This is a genomic window from Dictyobacter alpinus, from assembly GCF_003967575.1.
Classification (GTDB): domain Bacteria; phylum Chloroflexota; class Ktedonobacteria; order Ktedonobacterales; family Ktedonobacteraceae; genus Dictyobacter; species Dictyobacter alpinus.
The window spans coordinates 826,084-847,519 of record NZ_BIFT01000001.1; the positions used below are offsets into that span (position 1 = coordinate 826,084).

The following is a 21,436-nucleotide window of genomic DNA, read 5'->3' on the forward strand; positions in this document are numbered from 1 at the left end:
AAGACTACACAAAAAATGTACTGCAATGTACAAACTATTGGAATCTACCTCTCAATTATAACAGGTGAATATGACGCTTTGTCAACGTACAAATATAGGCCTACTCATTTATGTATAAAAAACTACACATATATTCAGTGACTAAAAATGCACACATTACTGAAAATTTTTCTACTTTCACGGAAAATGAAAGAAATTTCCGTGCCGAGGACTTGTAAATAAATATTAAAAAAAATACAAAAATACAAAAAAATAAGTAAAATACCACTATCGAGCTGTGCAGTTTGCAGGTCATTTCAGCTAGTTCCCACACGAAAAAGTTTAAGAGAAGGTTAAACTCTAGACGTAGCCCAAGAAAATGGGTACAATGGCTCATATATAGTTATGGACGGAGTATCCATAAGAAGCTAACCTGTAAAGGGCGACCAATGGTGTAGCGCTCCAAAGTTTACACTATTAGTCGCCCATCAACACATTAGGTACATTCGTACACAGGGTTCGAGACTTCTACGACAGCCACGGTTTCAATGGTTGCAGCGGTGGTGAGAGACGCACGCCTGTGCTATCATTTGTCAGATCAGGAGGTTGCATGTCTTTCAAGGCAAGTACAAATCATCAGCTTCCCCCTTGTTCCCCCGCCGACTCTGAGCAGTCGCTTGAACAGTTACAGACAGAGAATAGCGAACTGCGCAATGAGATCGAGATGCGGACACAGGAGAACACCTTACTTAATGAAGTTATTTCCACTGTCGGCTCAACGTTGAGGCTTGATGAAGTGTTACGTCACCTTGTGGACACAGTCGTCCGCGCTACTTCCTGCCAGATTGCATTCATCTATCTTTATGACAAAGACAAAGAGCAGCTTGTCCTGGCAAGCACAAATGAACAGCATCGCCATCTGGTAGGAAAACTTACGATGGGAGTAGGAGAAGGGATTGCGGGTTGGGTTGCACTCCACCGAAAACCAGTGTTTCTCACCGATGAGGCTCTGGACGATCCACGTTTTTGCTATTTTCCTGAGCTTGAAGAGGAAAAGTTTCAGTCAATTATGACTGTACCGATCATTACAAAGACACGTCATCTGATCGGGGTCATTACAGTGCAGGCCATTGCTCCTCATGAGTTTACGGAACAACATCGTTTATTTATTACGAATACTGCATCCCTTGTCGCCAGTGCCATCGAGAATGCGCAACTCTACGAAAATACGCAGCGCAAGCTTAGTACGCTCACCACGCTTTCTGTCCTGAGCCAGACAATCAGTTCTGGCTTATACCTTGATGATATGCTCCGTTCCCTCGCAACTCTAACCGTACAAATAATGGAAGTCGATCTATGCGTGATCATGCTGATGGATCAGGCTCGTGAGCGTGATCTAGAAAGCTCACGGCAAGCCAGGCGCCTCACGGTACGAGCATCTTCTCCCAATCTCAATGATCGAGCTCAGTTTCATGCCATCGATATTGATCGCACGACATTGGAACGCCTGCGCGAACTCAATGAGGCTAATCTGGCAAAAGATAGCTCACACTCTTCTCTTGAGCCTGAGCGCGAGAATGAATATACACTCGAACGACTCAATCCCCTGAAAGATAATCAATATCGGGCCTTGATTTCAGCTCCGTTGATCGCTGGTACGGAACAATTAGGCCTGATTAATTGCTATTCCAGCAAAGGCCGTCGCTACTCACCGGAAGATCAGACACTATTAACAACTATCGCCAATCAAGCTGCGATGGCGATTAAGAATAGTTATCTGGTAAACCAGCTAGCTCAAAAAAATCTGGTGAAGGGCTTCTTTGATGATTTAATGCAGGGCACCAGCGACTCAGAGGACTCGTTGAGGCAGCGTGCGCATTTCCTGGGCTGTGATCTCACTCGACCTCATGCTGCAGTAATGGTTGAGATTACCCATGTCGATGCCCGTTGGGATGAAGCTGCCTCTACCCAGAAGCAGGCCAGACCGGAACGGAACCGCAATCCTCAACCACCAACTAATGCGGATAATCCAAGCTATGCCCAGGGTATCTCCCTACAGGCTGCTTATAAACGTATGGGAGGCATTGTTCGGCGCCGGATCCAGGATAATTATTCTGGTTCAGTTTTTTATGAACATGAGAATCTGATTACGTGTATTCTTCCACTCAGCAAGGACCCCAGTGGCTCACGCCTGAAGACATGGCTTAAGGATCTGGCATTGCAAATGCGCAATGAGTATGATGTTTTCCTATCCATTGGTATTGGCAATACTTGCCAGTACATCAACGACTACAGGCGGGGCTTTGCCGAAGCCAACGAAGCATTGCAAATGGGACAAAACTTGCAGGAGCCCAAACCGGCGGAAGGGAAAAAAGCTCCGATTGTCACCCATTTCAATGATCTAGGAGTTTATCGTTATCTCTACAAAATCGCTCATATGGACGATTTACGTGATGTCTATCAAGATCAAATCGCGCATATCGATAGCTACGATCGGCGCAAAAACACTGATCTTTTGGATACACTGGAAACATATCTGGAGTGTGCTGGCAATTTAACCAAGACTTCAGAGAAGCTTTTTGTACATCGCAACACACTGATCCAACGTCTGGAACGCCTACAATCTCTGTGTGATATCGATCTACAAGAGCGTAGTAACTGGCTAACCTTACAAGTTGCCATTAAAGTCTACAAGCTGCGCAGTAGTGGCGAATAATTCCCTGGCATAAACGCTAAAAAGCGCCCCCTTGCTTGATCTGATCAAGCAAGGGGGCGCTTTTTAGCCAGGAAGCTACTGCTGAGCAGCAATACCACGGAAATATATCTTGCCAACGTGAACGACAATATCTTCGGGAGCAAGCTTATACTCTGTGATCAAGCGATCATAGCTTTTAGGAGACAACAAGCTTAAAAAGGTACTGGTCATTACACTCGTCGGCAACGTGGGATCAAACTCTCCCCGCTGCTTCCCCTCATCCAGAAGAAAAGAGACACGCTCAACCACATTCTCCCACAAATCTTTCATGCAATTTCCCTTTTCCGCAAACAGCCGTCGCATATCGACACTGTGATAAATAGAGGAGAGCAGTTGGGTGCGTTTATGGAACAGGCCAGCATACATAAAATACAATAGTGCCTCTAGCTTGGATTGGGGAGAGGACTGTGCTTCCAGGCTAGCATCCAGGTGTCGCAGGATCTCTTGCATATCGCGAGCAAAGATAGCCACAATCAAATCATCTTTACCGGGAAAATGGAGATAAACAGTACCTTTAGCGATGCCGACCCGACTGGCAATTTCGTCCATTGAGGTTTCATGGTAGCCGCGCTCTAAAAAGACTTCTTCAGCGACCTGGAGAATTAATGCCTCGCGTTCCTGGCGCTGTTTTTCTTTCAGGGAACGGGGGGATTGTGACGTTTGCATCGGTATGTACCTCTTTATTGCTGTCTTAAGGCATTCGTTTATGCTGAAATGCCTGCCACACAAAAATAGCATGACAGGCATCTTGTGTCAAGCAGAGCCTGACACAAGATGCACTGGCAATCATTTTTATTTTGCCAATGTCTGGGCGCTGAATGTCTCATGCATATGATCATGATCACAACATTCATCTTGGGCGCCCGACCCTAAACTGCAATAGAGGCTTTCATTCTCACAACAGGACGAAGCATGATCCTTGCACTCGCACTGGATCGTCGCGTGGGTTATGTTATATGTGGTTTGCAGCATAGTTTGAATCTGACCTAAGACCCGGGCATTTTCCTGAGGTGTCAAATCACAGATTGAAACGTGGCAGGAGAGGGCTGACATACCACTGGCAATACACCAGACATGTAAATCATGCACATCATTGACACCTTCAACCGCTTTAATATCAGTAACCAACTGCTTGACTGAAATGTCGGCGGGAACCGCTTCCAGCAAGATGTTAGTCGTCTCGCGCACAATACCCCAGGCACCAAAGGCGATAAACGCAGCAATCGCGACTGAAAGCAAAGGATCCACAAAGGTCCAGCCTGTAAAGATGATAATCGCGCCCGCCAGAATCACAGCAATTGAAGCACCCACATCTCCAAACACATGCAAGCTTGCCGCACGCATATTGAGATTGTCATGATTATCTTTACTCAGGCCAAAACCAATAAACAGATTAATGGCAATACCTATACCGGCCGAAACAAACATAATCAATGGTTGAACCGGCTCAGGGTGTTGAAAACGCTGAAAGGCTTCCCAGGCAATAACCACGGCAATCAGGATCAACGAGACTGCGTTAAGCAAGGCCACCAGGATACCTACCCGATGGTAGCCGTAGGTTTTACGCTCATTTGAAGGTCGCTCAGCCTGTCCGGCCGCGAACCAGGCCAATCCCAGAGCAAACAAGTCAGTTAATGTGTGTCCCGCATCTGATAGCAAGGCCAGCGAGTGAGAAAAGATTCCACCCACAACACCTGCCAGTAAGATAATAATCGTCAGAAAAAAGGCTGTGCGTAAAGTCTTTCTGGCCATTCCATGGGTATGATCGTGATGATGCCCATGTGCATGTGTATGTCCTAAATTCATTGCACTACCTCAGAAATTACATTTCCTCCTAGTGATTGTCCTTCGTAAATGTGATCAATGCCCATACGTAATAATTGTCTGATATGCTCATCGACCAGGCGATAATAAACGATACGCCCAACTTTACGCATCGCTACAACTTTCTGTTGCCGCAGCACGCGTAATTGATGTGAGATAGTTGTATCATCTCGACCAAGGCCAGTTGCCAGATCACAGACACACAATTCACCAGTTGGCGCAGATAAAAGAGCATGCATAACTTGTAAACGGGTCGGATCGCTCAGCACAGAAAAAAGTGTCGCAATCCTTAGCGCATCAGATCCCGGAAGCACGTTACGCCGAATCTCGGCCACATGTTCAACGTGGATACTACGCTCCTGACACACTTCATCAACCGCTGGAGCGGGAGAAGCAACGGATTTCGCAGCCATACTCTTAATCCTTTCGTCGCATAGCTGTACATACATGCAGCTATTTATATTGTAAGTATACCATATTCCAGGTCAATACTCAAGGAAAGTCCTACTCCCTTCTGTTGACTTGCGTCAAGGGATTTTAAAATGTTAAAATTAGGTGTGTCTACTGTATTTTTCGCTGAACAACATACAACTCATGCCTGGTGGCAGCGTATGCGCCCAAGGCTTACTATCTTATATCTGGTGGTTGCACTTTTGTTGGTGTTGATCAGTGGAGCAGGACACCTGCGTCTATTTGGTGAGTTTGGCAAGGTCTTTGGTGGCTTTTCCTGGGCGATCGATGGTGACGATCCTGATGGACCGATCGTCCTGATTACAATACCACCACAACTTCCTCCCTTTGCCATTCCAACTGGCTCACTTACCAGGAATACCCATATTATTGAGGCCAATAAACAACCGGGCGCAATTGGTATTCAGCACGTCTATCAGCAGGCAAATCCTGGGGATATAGTGACATACACGGCTAAAAGTGATCAAGCAACAACAATGACCTTTACACGGCCAACTTCTGTCTTTACCTGGGATTTGTGGTTGCAAACATTTGGCCTGGCCTCGCTGGCTGGTGCTAGCTGGCTCATTGTGGGATTCGTACTACTCGCAACAGCTACCGAATGGACGGGAGCAGTTGAGGGGCTGACCTTACTGCCACCAGCCATGCTGCTCTTACTTTATAGCCATTGGGGCAATATCCAAACCGCGACACCACCCGATCTTATCGTGCAAATGGTCTGGATTCCCTGCTTTGCTTTACTGGGCGCTGCCTTTATTCATCTCAGCCTTACCTACCGACCGAGCGCGATGATGAAGGGACGCCAGCCAAGCTGGCTGGTTGATGGCTTGCCTTATGCACCTTTGCTACTCTTGATTGCATATGAGTGGATTTCATTTCTGAGCACAGGACATGTTCCCATACGCACAAACATTGTGCTTAGCCTCGCCTATGCGGTGCTGGGAGGGGTGGTTAGTTTAAGTATCGGCGTTACCTCTATTTTACAGATGCTCAATATCTGGCCTGCGAGAAAACGCCACCAGCTAGCTGCACAGACACAAATTATCCCTTCACGTATTCGTCATCACCTGGGAGATCTATTGACGTTATGGATCGGGGGGATCGGTCTTGGTTTCTGCTTCGGCGTATTACCCATCCTCCTGACGGGGAAGATACTGCTCCCACTCTCAATCTTCTATACACTGGCTGCCGTCTATCCCCTGATCTTGCTCTATGCGATTCGCTCTCTCCGCTTGATTGCTCGCTTGCATGTCACAATTGATCAGCGTGAAGAGGCCCTGCAGGAACAGCAGAGGACAGCTCAGATTTTACAAAAGACAAATGAGGAGCTTACCCATGCAACGGAACTTTTATTGCATGCCGATGCACACCTGCGCTCTCTTTTGTCACAACGTATTCATGATCAACCAAAGCAACAGGCGCTACGTATTCGTTCCTTATTAGGATACTGGCAGCATAAATTACGTCTGGAGATGGAACGGACAACCGATAGAAAAGTGGCGGCCCCACAAGTCATTGAGGCGCTGGGAAAAGTACGCAAAATCAGTGAGGAACTGGAAAGAGATTTACATGGCTTGCAACTGCTGGTCGAGGATGCCTATCAACGCCGTAGTCTGGGACTAAAACTTCATCTGGAAAAACTTGTGCGCGAGGATTTGCCAATGCTCCATCCCGAATCCTCCCTAGAGATTCAGGCGGATCTCTGGGCTTTGGATGCATTGAGCTCAGATTTAGAACAAACAGAAACAGGTGAGAAGATAGCGGAAGCAATCTCTTATACTGTCACCCAGGCTTTACTCAATATCTATAACCATGCCGGAGCCAGCTTTGCAACTATCCGTACAACTTGCCAGGAAAATATACTCAAGGTGGAGATTAGTGATGATGGACATGGTTTCGATGTCAACACTATTCCGCCTGAGAAAACCAGCATGTTTAAAGCGGAATTGAAAGTACGAGCAGCCCACGGTACGCTGCAAATAAAATCATTCCCCGGCACTGGATCCAATCATGGTACGACCATCTTGCTTGAGTTACCACTACCACCAGAGGTACAACTGCCGATTACTCAACCTCAACCTGATTATCGAGAGCAATATCGCTAAAACTTACAACTGCGGTGGCTCCCGACGAAGTCCGGCATAGGCTTCATAAGCATGAGCCAGCAAAACACGACGACCAGGATCGCTGGGGGCACCTTCAATCGAAAAAAAGGTATAAAGCTCACTCACAAGATTCTCGACTGGCCCAATGTTTGGGCCACCTCTGGTATTCAGGAATCCCATACGGAGAGCGATATCATCATTACTAAAGCCCTGAGCAATCAATGAGGCACATTCTTCCTGCCGAGGAGTCAGGCGCAAACCACGTAAACGCTTGAGTAAATAATTTAAGACTTCAGGATCAATAAAGGTCTCATGTCGGTGGACAACCTCGGATGCGATATGCTCCAGATAAGCTGGCTCCATATTGTTGAAAAGCGCATAGCCATGCAGGCCTGTAGCTTTACGTGAACGTCGGCTATTACTACGCAGCGTACCACGACGCGTATACTCGTGACGAAATACCTCGGCCGCCAGAGTCCAACTGGGATCTTGCGTATAAATAACGACGCGCAAACCTGGAGCGATTTCCAACAAGGTGCGTCCCAATTCTACCCCATTACTCGAACCGAGGCGTAGATCAGAGAGAACCAACCAGCCGGAAAGAGTGGCATTAGCAGCTTGCTGCGAACAGAGGTGTTCGATAAGTGTAACCGCGCCCTGAGCATCACCAGATTGTCCCTCAAGCCGTAGGAGTTCTGTCTCTTCAACAAATTCACACACACCACGGCGTTTAACAGGAGTATCATCAATCACAATAACAGGAATCTGTGTGTTTTTCATAGTAATAGTATATGTCCCAAACTCGAGCACTGCCCAGGATTTATATTATAGGCGAGCGAACGGTACAATCGCACCAATCAAGGCTGCATCACTACCCAGGCATGCCGGTACCACCTCGGTCGTCTGACATGATGGCAGTGAAAATCGATCTCCAACCAGCATCCGAATCTGTGCTAGCAGAACTTCGCCTCCATATAATACACCACCACCTAAAATAAAAATACCCGGTTCAAACAAGCTAATATAGCGGGTCATCGCTTCAACCAGCCAGCGCGCAAGTTCCCGATAGATTTGCAGGGCCAGATTATCACCCCGAGCCGCCTCTTCTCCCAGGAGTCGATGACTAAATACTTCATGGCGCTGAATACGCTGCGTTAAGGTTGTCTCCTCACCACGTCTTAGGGCACGCTGGACCATACGTTTGATAGCCTCAATTGAGAGTAAGGTATTAATACAACCATATTTTCCACAACTACAACGCGGTCCTTTTGTAGCTATAGGGACATGGCAGACGTGGCCAATATATTGCTGATTGGAACTTTCAAGGTGCCCATCTATTACCAGGGAGGCACCTACCACTGCATTGATGGTTAAATAGAGTAAGCGTTGATGGGCTTTCCCTGAACCAAAACGATGCTCTCCCAGCATAGCTGCATCAACATCAGCATAAATATGGGCGGGAAGATTATAGCGGCTTTCAAGAAGATCAGAGAGAGGAAAGTTATTCAGGGAGGGGAGAATCGGGACTTGGAGCGGACGGCGAGCTGGATCGTCTACCGATCCGGGGAGACTAACACCTATACCAAGGACCTCCAATTCCTGGTCCCTGGCATGTTTTAGCATCATATCAATTGCGCGTAAATACGGATCAAGGGTTGCGATCGCTGAACGACTATACAGGGTCCTGGCAAGACAACGTTGCTGTATATGCCCTTCTTGATCAATTAAGGCAACTGTTGTTTGCTTACTCCCAATCTCCACACCAACCGCAACACCCTTTGCGACGCTCATAGATACCTGTCCTGCATGCCGCTATTCTAGTAATAAACTAGAACACTTGTTCTTATTATGCTACGTATCAAGCAATAGAGATGAGAACAATCTACACTGTGTATAGAAGAAGTATAATCAGTAATAGAACATGTGTCAAGTACAGATGTTTCGAATATTTGTCCTTTAACCATTACATAATAAGCCGACAGAGATACAAACGAAATGTGACTGTACTATGGTAAAACTTGTATGGATTCGACTGACGTTGTAAGCTATGAAGGATTAACATTGCCTTACTAATAGAGTGGACAGGGTTGCGCACTGCGACAATGCCCTGCGGCAGTGCTGATATGTTGTATTGTTTGTTAAAGTATGCAAGGAGTTCTACCGTGCCTGGCAAACATAATTCAGAACGATCTGGTAAAGCCCCAATTCTAGGGCAGGGACATAATTTGAGTAATCAGGAAGGGGAAATGATCAAGCAGATGATTCGCGAGGAACAACATTCTCATCGCGAGCTGTTTATTCCCCAGGAAGATCTGGCCTCCGAGGCGACAACGACGATGTCACCTCCAACCGCCCGGGTAATTGAAGCCAGCCATATCCGCCCGATCCTTGAGATGTTCAATCGTGACTTCCTCTATGGACAGGGGCGCTTTGATGAATATAAGTCTGGCTTGATTTTTAAGTGGGGAGATGGCTATTCACGCCGCCATATCTGGGCGACTGTTGAAGATGACAATCTGGTGCTGGAAACCAGCCATACCAAAAAATGCACCAAACCCTATTGCAATGGTACACATCATATCCTGACACCTGACCTATATACCGATCAAGTGTTGATCAATCAGGAGCTAGGCGATCTCTTCCGTCGTCCTGTCTATGAGAGTACTGAAGACTAGTAGTCAGTCAGACATCACGTGATGGGCAGGCAAAGATGCAAGAAGCCGCCTGCACCCTACCCGAGATTGCGGGGATGCAAGAAGCTGCCTGCACTCTACCCGAGATTGCGGGGATGCAAGGGACGGCGAGCCCCTTGACTGGGGGATCGGGGGCTGTGCCCCCGAATCTCTCCTCCCCCCATCCCGCCCGCGTAGCGGGCGCACCACCCATCAAACGAAGTTTGACAAAGCCCAAACGGCTTTAGTAACAAAACATGAGGAAGAAATATATTGTGGCTACACATATTATTGCCCTGGAAAAAGATCTCTTTTTCTCGGTGAAAATTCGAGATACATTGAGCCATCATGACACGGAGGTTCTGATTGCTCGTAATCTGTCAGCCTTCGAAAAAGGGCTCCAGACACCCCATAAACCTGCCCTGGCCATCGTGAACATCGCGATTCAAGGGGTGGATTGGGAGGAGGCAATTCGCGCGGCTGTCGTTCAACAAATACCAGTGCTGGCCTTTGGCTCACACATGGATCTGGAAGCACGTAAACGGGCACTTGAAGCGGGCGCACAGAAAGTTGTGGCCAATTCAAAGTTTACCAGCGATATGCCCGGCCTGATCAAACGCCTGCTTGAAACGCCTGCCGACCAGTCTATTCAGAATGAGGAAGACAACGAGGCATTCTCAGAATAAACGGTAAAAAGATCCAGTAAGACGATACAAAAAAGGAAGACTCCCCAGAACATATTGTTCAAAGGAATCTTCCTTCTTAGTATCAACAAAGCAACATATAAACTACTTTGCTGAGCTATTTTATCTGCTGATTAGTGACCGCAACCGCAGCTACGAGATTCGCCACCACCATCGGCGGTTTTGAAGGAGTGACCACAGCCACAGCTTGAAACAGCATTAGGATTATTCACGGTGAAACCAGCACCCATCAGGCTATCAACATAGTCGACTTCGCTGCCTGTGATATAACCCAGGCTCATGTCGTCAACGAAGACTTTGATGTCATTCATGGAAACCACGGTATCGCCATCCTGCTCTTCGTCAAGGGTCATGCCGTACTGGAGGCCAGAGCAACCACCACCTGCGACAAAAACGCGCAGACCTAAAGCTGGATCATTTTCCTGCTTGAGCAGCTCGCGAACTTTATCTGCTGCGGCGGTAGTCATGGTCAGAACGCTTGTCTCAATCGCCGACTGCTGGTTCTGCTCAATCATATAAATTCACCTCTCCGAAAGGGTTGCCAAGGCACCCTTTAACTATCCAGATAACACAATTGTTGTGGCTACGACTACTTTTGCATGTATTGTAACCTACAAAAAGTGAAGCGTCAAGAAATGATGCCCGCTAATACAAACAAGGGACCTTAAGAATTTATTTCCATTTTGACTTGAATTTGAAAAGTGCATGCAGCTTGCATTGGACGCTTTTTCTCGAATTTACAGCGCGCTACAGGCCGAAATGCTGTTGGACATAAATGATATTAGCAAGCAGGCTAACAAGATCAGGTGGGGTACCAAACGTAATATCGCTGCGTTGCTCCTGCCCAACTGATAGACGGGTAATGATATTGGGAGCGGACCAGCCTTGCGCCATCAAATGAGCTCCCAGAGCACTAATCATCGCGGTGGAAAATGAACTTCCGCTCCAATCAGCCCAACCGTTATAATTGGTTTCACCAGTTGGAAAGGTTGGCGAGATAAATACCCCGCGCACAGCATCAGGTAATCCATTTTTGTCCTGTAAACCTGGATTATCTCCTCCAAAGGTGGCAACCCCGGATTCATTGGTGGGCAAATTCGCTGCATTCGCAAATTGGGCGGGCATAAAATGACTATTGAGCGCGCTAACACCAAGCGTTGAAGCATAACGTGCGGGCGCACGCGGTGGACGCGGCGCTAGCCCTTTTCCAACAGACTGGGTGGAATCGTTGCCTGCCGCTGCCACAATGAGTGCCCCATGCGACAACAGACTTTCAAAAAGGAGGCGCAAGCCCTCTTCTAGCGAGGTCAGGATGTGCTGCACACCTAACAATTGGGCGGTTGGCCATTGGCGATCTTGAAACCATAAATATGGGAGTCGCAGCGAGTCAGGCATAATAGTAAGACTGAGATTAATCACCAGGCGGCGAATGGTACCAGAGACCAGTTCATGCTCTAAATCAGTAAGAATCGCAAAAAGGGTATAAAGATCGCTGCCACCGAAATCATTGAGTGCTCGCACCAGGCGAATATGCGCGCGTGGCGCCAGATCGCGGATAACGCCAGAGACAAACAGACCATGGTCAGGCATGAGATAATAGCGATTAAGTTGGTCGGCATCATGTCCGGTACGTACATCATTAGTCAGGGTATAGCGGTCATACTCTACAACAAATGAACCATCCTCCAGACGCATATCCTCAGCCAGGCGTTGTAACAGCCAGTTGCGGCGTAGCTCTGGACGGGTGGCGGCACTGCGAATGCGGTCAGGATGATGGGCCGTATCTAGCACGACGACCACCACATCTTCTGCGGCCCGTGCATCCAGGGGCAGCCCCTGTGTGGAGAGTTGCAAATGCCAGCCAGGTAAAGCGTTAGCAGCATTTGCAATGTCCAGCCCAGGCGCAGGACGTGGAGGGGCAGAAGGTCCACCATCGTTATAGAGTAAAGGGGCGGCAGCCACCAGCCAGTTTGGCATAGCAGAGATAATATGCAGGCCCGTCTGGGCGAAATAGGCAATATTTGCATGTATATATGAAAGTGCAGCTGGCAAAGGATCGCCTTCGCGCATATCAAGTGCCCGGGTATGCAAGAACAACGCAATCAATGGTTGCTTACGGTCCAGACCAAAGACAAAGGCACGACGGCGTACAGGCGGCATCGCGGGACTCTCACTCCAGCGCCCCCCTGTACCATAAAGATCCACCGCCAGTTGATGGCGAGCTAGAAAATTATTGAGTTGAATTTGAATTTGTTCAGTTACTATATCAATGGCATCATCTAGAGGAATGCGCGTCAGACGAGCAATCACAATCATTTCGCCAGGAATCCAATGGAACAGCCCGGCGGGCGTTCCCATGAATTCTGTTGAACTACGAGACATGCACGGAATCCCCCCTCCACGTAATAGTGGTATTTGAAAGCATTTGAAAATAAAGGCGGTGGTACTGCTCCCTGAGGGCGCTGTACAAGCTGAAGCGAAGAATGTTTCCATTATATCCTAAAGGGGCGCAAGTGGACAACCAAACCATACTACTGTCTACTTTCATCGGAAAGACTGGCTATTTCGTTGTAAAACTATGATGATGTAGAGGAGATCGAGAGAAATGTTTATATACGCAGAGCAACTATACCGTACGCTGGTGGAGCTCGTACGTATTCCTAGTACTTCAGGACAAGAGGAATATGTGCGCGCCTATCTGGAAAAACATCTGACCAGTCTGGGTTTGGAGACCCAGGTTGATGAGATGGGCAATTTGATTGCGACGATGGCCGGTGAAGGGAAACCAGTACTACTTAATGCCCATATGGATCGCGTGGCACCAGGATTGGGTCACACCCCTATTTTAGATGATGGCGTTCTCTATAGCGATGGACGAACCAATCTGGGTGCGGATGATGCGGCTGGCATCACGATTATCCTTGAAGTGGTTCGGCGCGCCATTGAGCAACAATTACAGCTTCCTCCCCTGGTCTTGCTCTTTACGGTCCAGGAAGAATGCGGCCTGTGTGGGGCAAACGGATTTGATGCAACTCGTTGGAATGTCGCCGATGGTATTGTATTTGATAATGCCTTTGAAGCTGGTGTCGTTGTCTCAAAGGCAGGCGCATATGAGACCTTCGATATTACTATTAGTGGCAAATCCGGCCATCCCGGCAAAGATTTGACGGGTACAGTAAGCGCGATCGAGATCTTTCGGCAAGCAAACTTTACGAGCGGATCACTATCATTCGACCAGACACGCATCAATATCGGACGCATCAATGGTGGTATCGCTCGTAACGCAGTAGCGGATACCGTGACGATTGAGGGAGAGATACGCAGTTTTGAGTCGCCTGAAGCACGCCAGCAACATAGAATGGCGCTCCAGGAGGCTTTTGAAGATGCGGCACAACGTCTGGGAGGACGTGTCGAGATCAACTTTAAAACCCAACACGAAGGATACAGTATTAGTCCAGATGAACCTTTACTTACGATGTATCAGGTGGCATTAGCACAGCGAGGAGCGGTCCTGCAGATGCAACCCACCTTTATTGGAAGTGATGCAGGTGGTTTGCGCACAAATATGCAAGTATTCACCCTGTCAACAGGCGTGGTTAACGAACATACGAAGGAAGAATATGTTGCTCTTTCTCCACTTGAGCAAATTGTGGTGGATACTCTGCATGTACTTCATCTCTGGCGTACACAAACGCTGGAGACTGAGTTAAAATAGTGGCGGGAACTTACATCCCTCTGTACGGTAACAGAAAATGACTCTCCGCTGATCATATTTGCGGAAGAAGTCGGCTGGGAATAAGCCAATGTTCTAGTATATGAGGATGCATTCAGAACACTCATATAAATAAAGACTTACGGCATAAATTAGCACGACCGTTTGTTATCATTGGCAGAAGATAAGCACGCAAGTAAGGAAAATCAGAATGGCAAAAATATACGGTGTAATCATTATTGGCTCTGGCCCGGCAGGCTATACAGCAGCCATCTATGCAGCCCGCTCAAATTTATCTGTACTGATGTTGCAGGGATATTCAGCAGGTGGACAATTAATGCTGACCAGCGAGGTGGAAAACTTTCCTGGATTTGAGACTGGCATTTTAGGCCCGGAGATCATGGAGAAGTTTGAGAGCCAGGCTCGTCGCTTTGGCACAGAGATGCTACCCGAAGATGTGATCTCGGTCGACTTTAGCCAGCGCCCATTTACCGTCAAAACTGATATGGGTGAATATCAGTCCCGCGCGATCATCATTTCTACCGGTGCCAGTGCCAAATGGCTGGGACTGCCAAGTGAAAAACTCCTGCAAGGACGTGGCGTGACCGCTTGTGCGACATGTGACGGCTTCTTCTTCAAGAATCGTGATGTCATTGTCATTGGTGGCGGCGATACAGCCATGGAAGAGGCAACATTCCTGACACGTTATGCCAGCCATGTTACTATCGTGCATCGCCGTGATACGTTCCGCGCCAGTAAGATCATGCAGGATCGTGCTGCGAAAAATCCAAAGATCAGTTTCTTGATGAATAGTGAAGTAACTGAGGTACTGGGAGGCGATGCAGTGACTGGTGTACGCATACGCGATACAAAAACTGGTGAGGAAAGTACATTCGACACGCAGGGTGTCTTCCTGGCCATTGGTCACCAACCAAATACAAGTCTGTTCAAAGGCATCATTGACATGGATGAGTCAGGCTATATTATTCCATCTGAGTTCACCATGACAAATATTCCTGGTGTCTTCGCGGCTGGCGATGTTACCGATCATCGTTATCGTCAGGCGATCACCGCGGCTGGCGATGGTTGTCGAGCCGCCATCGATCTGGAACGCTGGTTGGCCGAACAGGGCGATGATGTCGGAGTAGAAAACTGGGAGTAACAAAAGGTCTACACAAGCGGTCTAAGAGAGTCTCTAGACCGCTTGTGAGGCATATAGCTCATTTTTCAATCCTTGAAAAGAACTGCTATTCAGTTGTGGCCGTCCAAAGCCAGTTATCCGTTCAAGTAAGATAAAGATACCCTCCTCAGTGTACCCCCAGGAATCCTGTATACCTTTTTCTTCAACCAGTATTTCTCCCTCTTCTTCCACACATTCCCCTTCCTGGAACATAATATGGCGCAGCAACTGACCATCCACAAAATACCAGAAACCATAGGTATTGGCGGCGCTCTCAATCACAAAAGCAAAGATACGCCGGCCCTGGGAAAATTCTGCCAGCATCTGTTCACGCCAGGTAATAATAGACAATGGATCACATAGTACTGTCCAGGCTTCAATCTGACTTACAGCAAAAGGCACGGGTAAGCCAGCTGAAAAAGCTTGCCTTGCTTTAAATGTCTGGCCCGTCAATAAAAATGAGCTGGGAAAATGAGCAATGAATTCCTCTATTGTCATCTCTTCTATGCAAAAGGCCGTCGTATGCCACAACATACTCGCTTCTCCTCTTCCATGGAACTTTGCCATGCATCAATATTATCTTTCTGTATGTAAGACGCTGGAAACTTAAAAAAAAGGATCATTTACGGCTCTATTCTGTCCAAAGAAAAAAATTCCCCCATGCTATTAGCATAGGGGAAGCTTCAAACATGCCTTCTATCAAAGCATACTTAAAATGGTGCTTATTTTACTGAGCCTTCATAAATGCCCATGATATTACCCAGGAATTTAACTGCATCTTCGCGGCTGCGCTGGAAGGAGTTACGGCCAATGATTGAACCGAAACCACCACCATCACGAATCGCACGTGCCTCATTAAAGACCTGATCATCAGCAGCGGTTGCGCCACCCGAGAAGATCACGATACGGCGACCATCAAATGAACTCTGGACCACGTGTTTTACACGTTCGGCCAGTGTTGATGTTGGGATCTCGTACTTCTGATATACCTTCTGGGCTTCAGCCAGCTCAACTTTAGCACTGGGCAGTTTAACTTTGATGATGTCAGCACCCAGTTGTGCGGCAATCTGTGCAGCGTAGGCAACCACATCAATCGAGGTCTCACCATCTTTGCTTAGAGAGCTACCACGAGGGTAAGACCACACGACGGTGGCCAGACCAGCGGATTTGGCTTCCAGTGTCAGTTCACGCAATTGCTCGTACATCTGATTGCGCTCAGAGGATCCTGGATAAATAGTAAAGCCAACAGCAACACAACCCAGACGTAACGCATCCTCAACGCTAGCAGTGACTGCTGAGATAGGATCACGCTCATCATTCAACACGTCATGGTTATTGCACTTTAAGATCAGGGGAATTTCGCCAGCATATTCATTGATACCAGCCTCCAATGAGCCAAGCGGAGCAGCATAAGCATTACAGCCTGCTTCAATAGCCAGTTGGAAGTGATAACGTGGATCATATGCCGCGGGATTTGGGGCAAAACTACGTGCTGGACCGTGCTCAAAGCCCTGGTCGACTGGCAGAATCACCATTTTACCGGTTCCACCCAGACGACCATGGTTGAGCATGCGAGCCAGGTTTGTACGAACACCAGGATTTTCGCTGGCATACCAGCTTAAAATTTCTTTGATACGGTCTTTCATTTTTTCTATTCCTTAATGCACTTTCCTTCAAGGAACCTACCACATTCGCCGTGGTAGTCTATACCCTCTATTGTATCACGATGGAATTGAATACATATGCGCTAGCGCGCGTCTCGCATCGTTAATAAACACAAAGAAGCAATAGGAAGTGGACACCTTGATTGGTCACAACATCTATTGTTTTACTGAGCACTCTTAGTGTAGCACACAGCCTGGAATGGTCACAAGCATGAGCTTTATACATACTTCTATATACAAAAACACTAAAAAAATACGTCGTTCACAGCTCTCCCGCCATGGGATCTTCTAGCACTTCAGTAGCGGGCCATTCTTGTTACTGCTCTCTCCATTGATACGTTTCAACATAAAGACATCCAAAAAAATAGACACCTTATCTTTATATATCTACGAATAAGACGATATAAAGCGCATTAGAAGGAGATAGATAGTATGGGCGGCAGCAGCTTTGATCTGATCGCACAAGAATTGCAAAAACAAAATAATATTATGGAAGAAATGAAGGCGGAAAATCTCCGACTGCGCCAGCAACTTACTGATCTACGCGCTGGTAAGGGCGTTTTCCTGGAAATTAATGGTACACGTATAGCATTAGATACCTTACAGTCGGCACCATCGACCCCAACAAACCATACCAGTTCAACACCTGATGCTCCCTTCTCAACTGTGCCAACCAGCGCGAAACGAACTTCAGACGCGGGTCAGGATGAAGTCAAACAAGTAGATATGGCAGAACCGCAGAGCAAAACAACCGCTCCTCTATCAACTGAGAAAAAAGGGACTGAGCAACCCACCTTCCTGGAAGAAATTATGCTCGATGAGTTTCAATCTGCTCTAACAGCTCCGCATGCGACCTGGTCAGAACCTGACAAGAAATCCCAGGGCACAGAGGAAGAGCAAAAAGCCGCTCTGCGCCGTGAATTAATGGGAAGTTTCTTACTAGAATAAGCAGTCCACAGGAGCTGTCATAAAAGGGCGGAGAGCAGGTAAACATCAGACCTCTCTCAGCCCCTGTTAGCTACTAGAAGCAACTAAAGATTACGCAACAGCCTTCACAATCTACTTGGTACCAGGAACCGTTGACACTAAAAATTGTAACGGTGGTGTTCCCTTATAAAATCCGATTGCAAAGATGCTATTGATGGTGCCTTCTTTAATGGTGGCATTCAAAGGTACAGTAGCCCTGGCCCGTATGGCATTCACGTTAAACGCCTGCGCCCCTGCTGGAACCGTAAGGTAAGGACTGACTTGATTATATTCAAGCCCTGTAATCACTTTCTTACCACCAAGAGTGACATCAACCGGTCCTGCATTGGGAGACAAATGGTAGACACGAACCTTAGCCGACGCTCCACCAAGGGCATTATTATCTAGAAAAGACCGAAACCTGAAACCTTTCTCCTTTGAGCCAACGACCGCAACAGTATAGAGGTTACCAGCGGTCAGGTCGGTAGACCAGCGCAGCACTGCAGCTCTGATGTTTTTGCCAGTGGGGACGACTCTAATGGTGTGTTCACCACCAGGCACTGACAGGTAGCTGGTAGCAGTCGCAAACGCAAAGTTCTTGAGTACTTCTTTCTGGTCCACATACACATCAACATTGCCAGCATTGGGGGCTGCATGCACAATGCGAACGTATGTATCACTAGTCGCAGTTGCAAATGCGCTGGTGGACATACTCACAAACAATAGAAGGACGCCGAGGGTTAAAAGCAGGTGCTTAAACCCGATGCTAAATGAGCTTTTTTGTCTCATTCTCACTCTCGCTTCTTCCGCGCTGTTGGTACAGTTATCCCTCATGTAAACCCAACAGCTGTACGAAGGGAAGAAAGGGTTCCATCCACCCTTCATCTTATTGACGTTCCAACGCCCTAAAAAGTAATACAAATAAGTAACCCTGGTATAATTTCATTGATGGCTGAACTGGTTCACTCCGGCTATATGAGATAACAATAATGGCTATTTAATGCTTAAATTTAGCGCGCGATGAAGCGTTGAGCGTTTAAAATATAAGACTGCGCAATTAGCGCTTGAGTTACTACCCTCTTTAGAATTTCTTCACGTCGTGTTTGTAGGAGAATGTCAAAGGATAGGTATATAATACTGAATCATAGCGAGCATGTCTTCATCACTACTTACTTTTTCACGACGATCAATACTCAGAGGACAACTCATTGCAGGTGCGACGTTCACGATTATGTTACAAATGCTGCGCGAAAGAAGGGGGTTAAAGTTATTCTCGTATTGTGGTTACAATGGAAGGAAAGCAATCGTCGATCTTCGTTCGAATGGAACGTTTTTTCGGCCGAAGCAGATCCCGCTCCAATGAAATTTGTAGGAGTGCAAGGAGGCGTGATCCAGCCCTCAGCCAGGAAGGCTCAGGTCGCTGACACGAAAGAATTGTGAGACAAAATCAACCAGGCGCAAACGAACGGTTCGAAGAACAGATCGTCGTTTCTAGCGTTGCCGAGGGGCAACCTCCTGACGATGGGAACTGGCAAGCTGATGTTGTCACACGTTTTCTCGCCGGGGACGAAGGGGCTTTTACCCAGATCGTTGATCGGTACGGTGCTCTTCTGGTTCGTACAGCTTATTTATTGATACATGATGAAGAAACAGCCAGGGACATAGTTCAGGATGCTTTTATTCTGGCCTGGAAAAATATGCATAAATTACGTGAACGCATGTATCTACGGGCCTGGCTTTTGAAAATTGTAGTAAATCAGACGACCAGCTTTAAGAGACAACTGGCCAGACGTACCGCTCTGTTTAAAGAGCAGTTGGTTCAATATACAACTGATCAATCCATTGAGGTGACCGATGTGCAAAAAGGTAGTATAGAAGATTCGCTCGATATGTCACAGGCGATCAGTAAATTGCCACTCAATCAGCGCACCGTCCTTGTGCTTTTTTACTATCACAAAATGACGATGTCTGAAATTGCTGAGACATTGGGAGTTGCTGAAAATACTTTGCGGAAACGCCTCCAGGCGGCCCATGAGAAATTGCGCCGCGTTTTATCTGCCGATACCAATCATTCTCCAACTTCTATACAAGAAACAGATTATCGCAATGCACCGATTACCTTACACAGGAGAGAAGTACAATGAACCAGCATGGCAGGGATGACCATGAACAAACATCTAAGACGCAATCTTCTGGAGTGACCACTAATCGTTCCATGGAGTCTCATATAGCGCATTTTCTTCATAGTGAAGCGGAACACATACACTTCACACCCGCTTTACGCGCCCAGATTTTGCAAAAATTGCCATCACGGCAGCCGCAACGTCGTCGGACCCTGACATTTGTGGTGCTGGCCTCAGCGGCGGCATTAATCCTGGCTTTGAGTGGGCTGACTTATTTTGCGCTACAGCCAGCCACTCAGACGAGCAATATCTACTACTCGCAAGAGAAAGAAATTGCAGTCGCCCCTCAATTAGCCAATGGGGGACAATTACTTTCATTGGATCCAACTGAACATCGTATCGTCTATCAACCTGCCAATCAAGCTGGTGTACTTTATATGGCGGATCTCGCCAATCCTGTCGAGAGCAATGCACTGGCGATGCGCTACGCCAGAGATATGGCCTGGGCACCAGATGGATCAGCCCTGGTAGCCACTGTGACTCCGGCCAATACGGTACAGCCATTACTTGCACTTGTTCCTAAAGGACAATACATGCATTTGCTGGGACAGAATAAAGCGCTGGCAGCAAACTGGTCACCGACTAACAGTGATCAGATAATGTTTGTTCAACAACAAAATGGCCAGACAAAGCTCTGGTCTACGAATACTGCAGGTGCTCCAGCCACACTACAGTTGGTGCTACCAGAACCACTCTTGATACAACATATGAGCTGGTCACCTGATGGACATTCGCTGGCCTTCATTGCCTCGGCCTCGCCAGATGGACCAATATCGAAAGAGACGCTTGACCAGCCAGGTCGGACTATCTATGTGCTGAACATTCAGACGCATAAGCTTAGCAAGCTCGTGGCAGCTGGCAATTTTCGAGTGGGCACTGTGGCCTGGTCGCCTGATAGTCATGCCTTAACATTTGAGCAGATCAATAACAATAATCAGATCAGCATCCAAACAGTCACGATCAATAAACCAGCCGAAATTATCAGTATTGTCCCTGGGCAGCAATTGGAAGGCTGGAGTTGGTCAACGGATGGGCGAGCCATCGTTTATAGTGATGGAGGTACACTTAAAGCCCATATATTCCATGGCCCTGAGATCAAATTTCCGCAGACAAAAGCACACTACGCTTCACCTTTCTGGCTGAAAAATGGGCAAATTCTCTGTATGCATGTTACCGATGGCAAGGGCATCCTCACACTCCTGACACCCGAGAAAAAATAAG

19 protein-coding genes are annotated in these 21,436 nt (G+C 47.4%); 9 read left to right on the forward strand and 10 right to left on the reverse strand.

The annotated features are described in order from the left end of the window. Nucleotides 1-589: 589 nt before the first annotated feature. Entirely contained in the window at nt 590-2,695 is a 2,106-nt protein-coding gene (locus EL633_RS03250; protein ID WP_126625814.1) for a GAF domain-containing protein, read from the forward strand. Nucleotides 2,696-2,770: 75 nt separating this feature from the next. Here the strand turns inward: EL633_RS03250 and EL633_RS03255 are convergent, their stop codons facing one another. The 3 genes from EL633_RS03255 to EL633_RS03265 form a co-directional block, all read right to left on the reverse strand. Next, nucleotides 2,771-3,400, reverse strand: coding sequence for a TetR/AcrR family transcriptional regulator (locus EL633_RS03255; protein WP_161981906.1), 630 nt, complete (start codon nt 3,398-3,400; stop codon nt 2,771-2,773). Between the two features lie 126 nt (nt 3,401-3,526). Continuing rightward, entirely contained in the window at nt 3,527-4,540 is a 1,014-nt protein-coding gene (locus EL633_RS03260) for a cation diffusion facilitator family transporter (RefSeq protein ID WP_126625816.1), read from the reverse strand. After that, complete coding sequence (locus EL633_RS03265) at nt 4,537-4,971, reverse strand: ArsR/SmtB family transcription factor (RefSeq protein ID WP_126625817.1); 435 nt, start codon at nt 4,969-4,971, stop codon at nt 4,537-4,539. The genes EL633_RS03260 and EL633_RS03265 overlap by 4 nt, the downstream gene beginning before the upstream one ends. Nucleotides 4,972-5,100: 129 nt before the next feature. Between EL633_RS03265 and EL633_RS03270 the strand changes: the two genes are divergently transcribed. Then, the gene (locus tag EL633_RS03270) at nt 5,101-7,134 is read left to right on the forward strand and encodes a sensor histidine kinase (RefSeq protein ID WP_126625818.1); all 2,034 of its coding nucleotides are present in this window, start codon (nt 5,101-5,103) and stop codon (nt 7,132-7,134) included. A gap of 3 nt (nt 7,135-7,137) precedes the next feature. Here EL633_RS03270 and EL633_RS03275 read toward each other — a convergent pair whose 3' ends face one another. Both EL633_RS03275 and EL633_RS03280 read right to left on the reverse strand, forming a co-directional pair. After that, on the reverse strand, nt 7,138-7,914 hold the full coding sequence (locus EL633_RS03275; protein ID WP_126625819.1) for a transcriptional regulator: 777 nt from the start codon (nt 7,912-7,914) through the stop codon (nt 7,138-7,140). Between the two features lie 45 nt (nt 7,915-7,959). After that, nucleotides 7,960-8,925, reverse strand: a complete 966-nt coding sequence (locus tag EL633_RS03280) for an ROK family protein (protein ID WP_126625820.1) — start codon at nt 8,923-8,925, stop codon at nt 7,960-7,962. A 371-nt stretch (nt 8,926-9,296) separates the two neighbouring features. Here EL633_RS03280 and EL633_RS03285 point away from each other — a divergent pair, with 371 nt between their 5' ends. Together EL633_RS03285 and EL633_RS03290 are read left to right on the forward strand one after the other, a co-directional pair. Then, the gene (locus tag EL633_RS03285) at nt 9,297-9,809 is read left to right on the forward strand and encodes a hypothetical protein (protein WP_126625821.1); all 513 of its coding nucleotides are present in this window, start codon (nt 9,297-9,299) and stop codon (nt 9,807-9,809) included. A gap of 272 nt (nt 9,810-10,081) precedes the next feature. Continuing rightward, the gene (locus EL633_RS03290; protein ID WP_126625822.1) at nt 10,082-10,492 is read left to right on the forward strand and encodes a PleD family two-component system response regulator; all 411 of its coding nucleotides are present in this window, start codon (nt 10,082-10,084) and stop codon (nt 10,490-10,492) included. A 131-nt stretch (nt 10,493-10,623) separates the two neighbouring features. Here EL633_RS03290 and erpA read toward each other — a convergent pair whose 3' ends face one another. Both erpA and EL633_RS03300 read right to left on the reverse strand, forming a co-directional pair. After that, nucleotides 10,624-11,025: an iron-sulfur cluster insertion protein ErpA gene (gene erpA, locus EL633_RS03295; RefSeq protein WP_126625823.1), complete on the reverse strand. Its 402-nt coding sequence runs from the start codon at nt 11,023-11,025 to the stop codon at nt 10,624-10,626. Between the two features lie 232 nt (nt 11,026-11,257). Next, on the reverse strand, nt 11,258-12,892 hold the full coding sequence (locus tag EL633_RS03300; RefSeq protein ID WP_161981907.1) for a S8/S53 family peptidase: 1,635 nt from the start codon (nt 12,890-12,892) through the stop codon (nt 11,258-11,260). Nucleotides 12,893-13,115: 223 nt separating this feature from the next. On the opposite strand from EL633_RS03300, the gene EL633_RS03305 reads away from it, so the two are divergent. Together EL633_RS03305 and trxB are read left to right on the forward strand one after the other, a co-directional pair. Next, on the forward strand, nt 13,116-14,225 hold the full coding sequence (locus tag EL633_RS03305) for a M20/M25/M40 family metallo-hydrolase (protein ID WP_126625825.1): 1,110 nt from the start codon (nt 13,116-13,118) through the stop codon (nt 14,223-14,225). A gap of 208 nt (nt 14,226-14,433) precedes the next feature. Beyond that, entirely contained in the window at nt 14,434-15,384 is a 951-nt protein-coding gene (trxB, locus tag EL633_RS03310) for a thioredoxin-disulfide reductase (RefSeq protein ID WP_161981908.1), read from the forward strand. 33 nt (nt 15,385-15,417) lie between these two features. On the opposite strand, the gene EL633_RS03315 is transcribed toward trxB, so the two are convergent. Together EL633_RS03315 and EL633_RS03320 are read right to left on the reverse strand one after the other, a co-directional pair. Then, entirely contained in the window at nt 15,418-15,936 is a 519-nt protein-coding gene (locus tag EL633_RS03315; RefSeq protein ID WP_126625827.1) for a hypothetical protein, read from the reverse strand. Nucleotides 15,937-16,124: 188 nt separating this feature from the next. After that, entirely contained in the window at nt 16,125-17,048 is a 924-nt protein-coding gene (locus EL633_RS03320; protein WP_126625828.1) for a class I fructose-bisphosphate aldolase, read from the reverse strand. Nucleotides 17,049-17,498: 450 nt separating this feature from the next. Here EL633_RS03320 and EL633_RS03325 point away from each other — a divergent pair, with 450 nt between their 5' ends. Then, a complete protein-coding gene (locus EL633_RS03325) occupies nt 17,499-18,014 on the forward strand; it encodes a hypothetical protein (RefSeq protein ID WP_126625829.1) in 516 nt (171 codons plus the stop codon). Between the two features lie 111 nt (nt 18,015-18,125). Here EL633_RS03325 and EL633_RS03330 read toward each other — a convergent pair whose 3' ends face one another. Beyond that, the gene (locus EL633_RS03330) at nt 18,126-18,821 is read right to left on the reverse strand and encodes a DUF4397 domain-containing protein (RefSeq protein WP_161981909.1); all 696 of its coding nucleotides are present in this window, start codon (nt 18,819-18,821) and stop codon (nt 18,126-18,128) included. A gap of 647 nt (nt 18,822-19,468) precedes the next feature. Here EL633_RS03330 and EL633_RS03335 point away from each other — a divergent pair. Beyond that, entirely contained in the window at nt 19,469-20,176 is a 708-nt protein-coding gene (locus EL633_RS03335) for an RNA polymerase sigma factor (RefSeq protein ID WP_161981910.1), read from the forward strand. After that, nucleotides 20,173-21,435 carry a hypothetical protein gene (locus EL633_RS03340; protein ID WP_126625832.1) on the forward strand — a complete coding sequence of 421 codons (1,263 nt, stop codon included), beginning with the start codon at nt 20,173-20,175 and terminating at the stop codon, nt 21,433-21,435. Before EL633_RS03335 ends, EL633_RS03340 begins: the two co-directional genes overlap by 4 nt. Nucleotide 21,436: the final 1 nt, after the last annotated feature.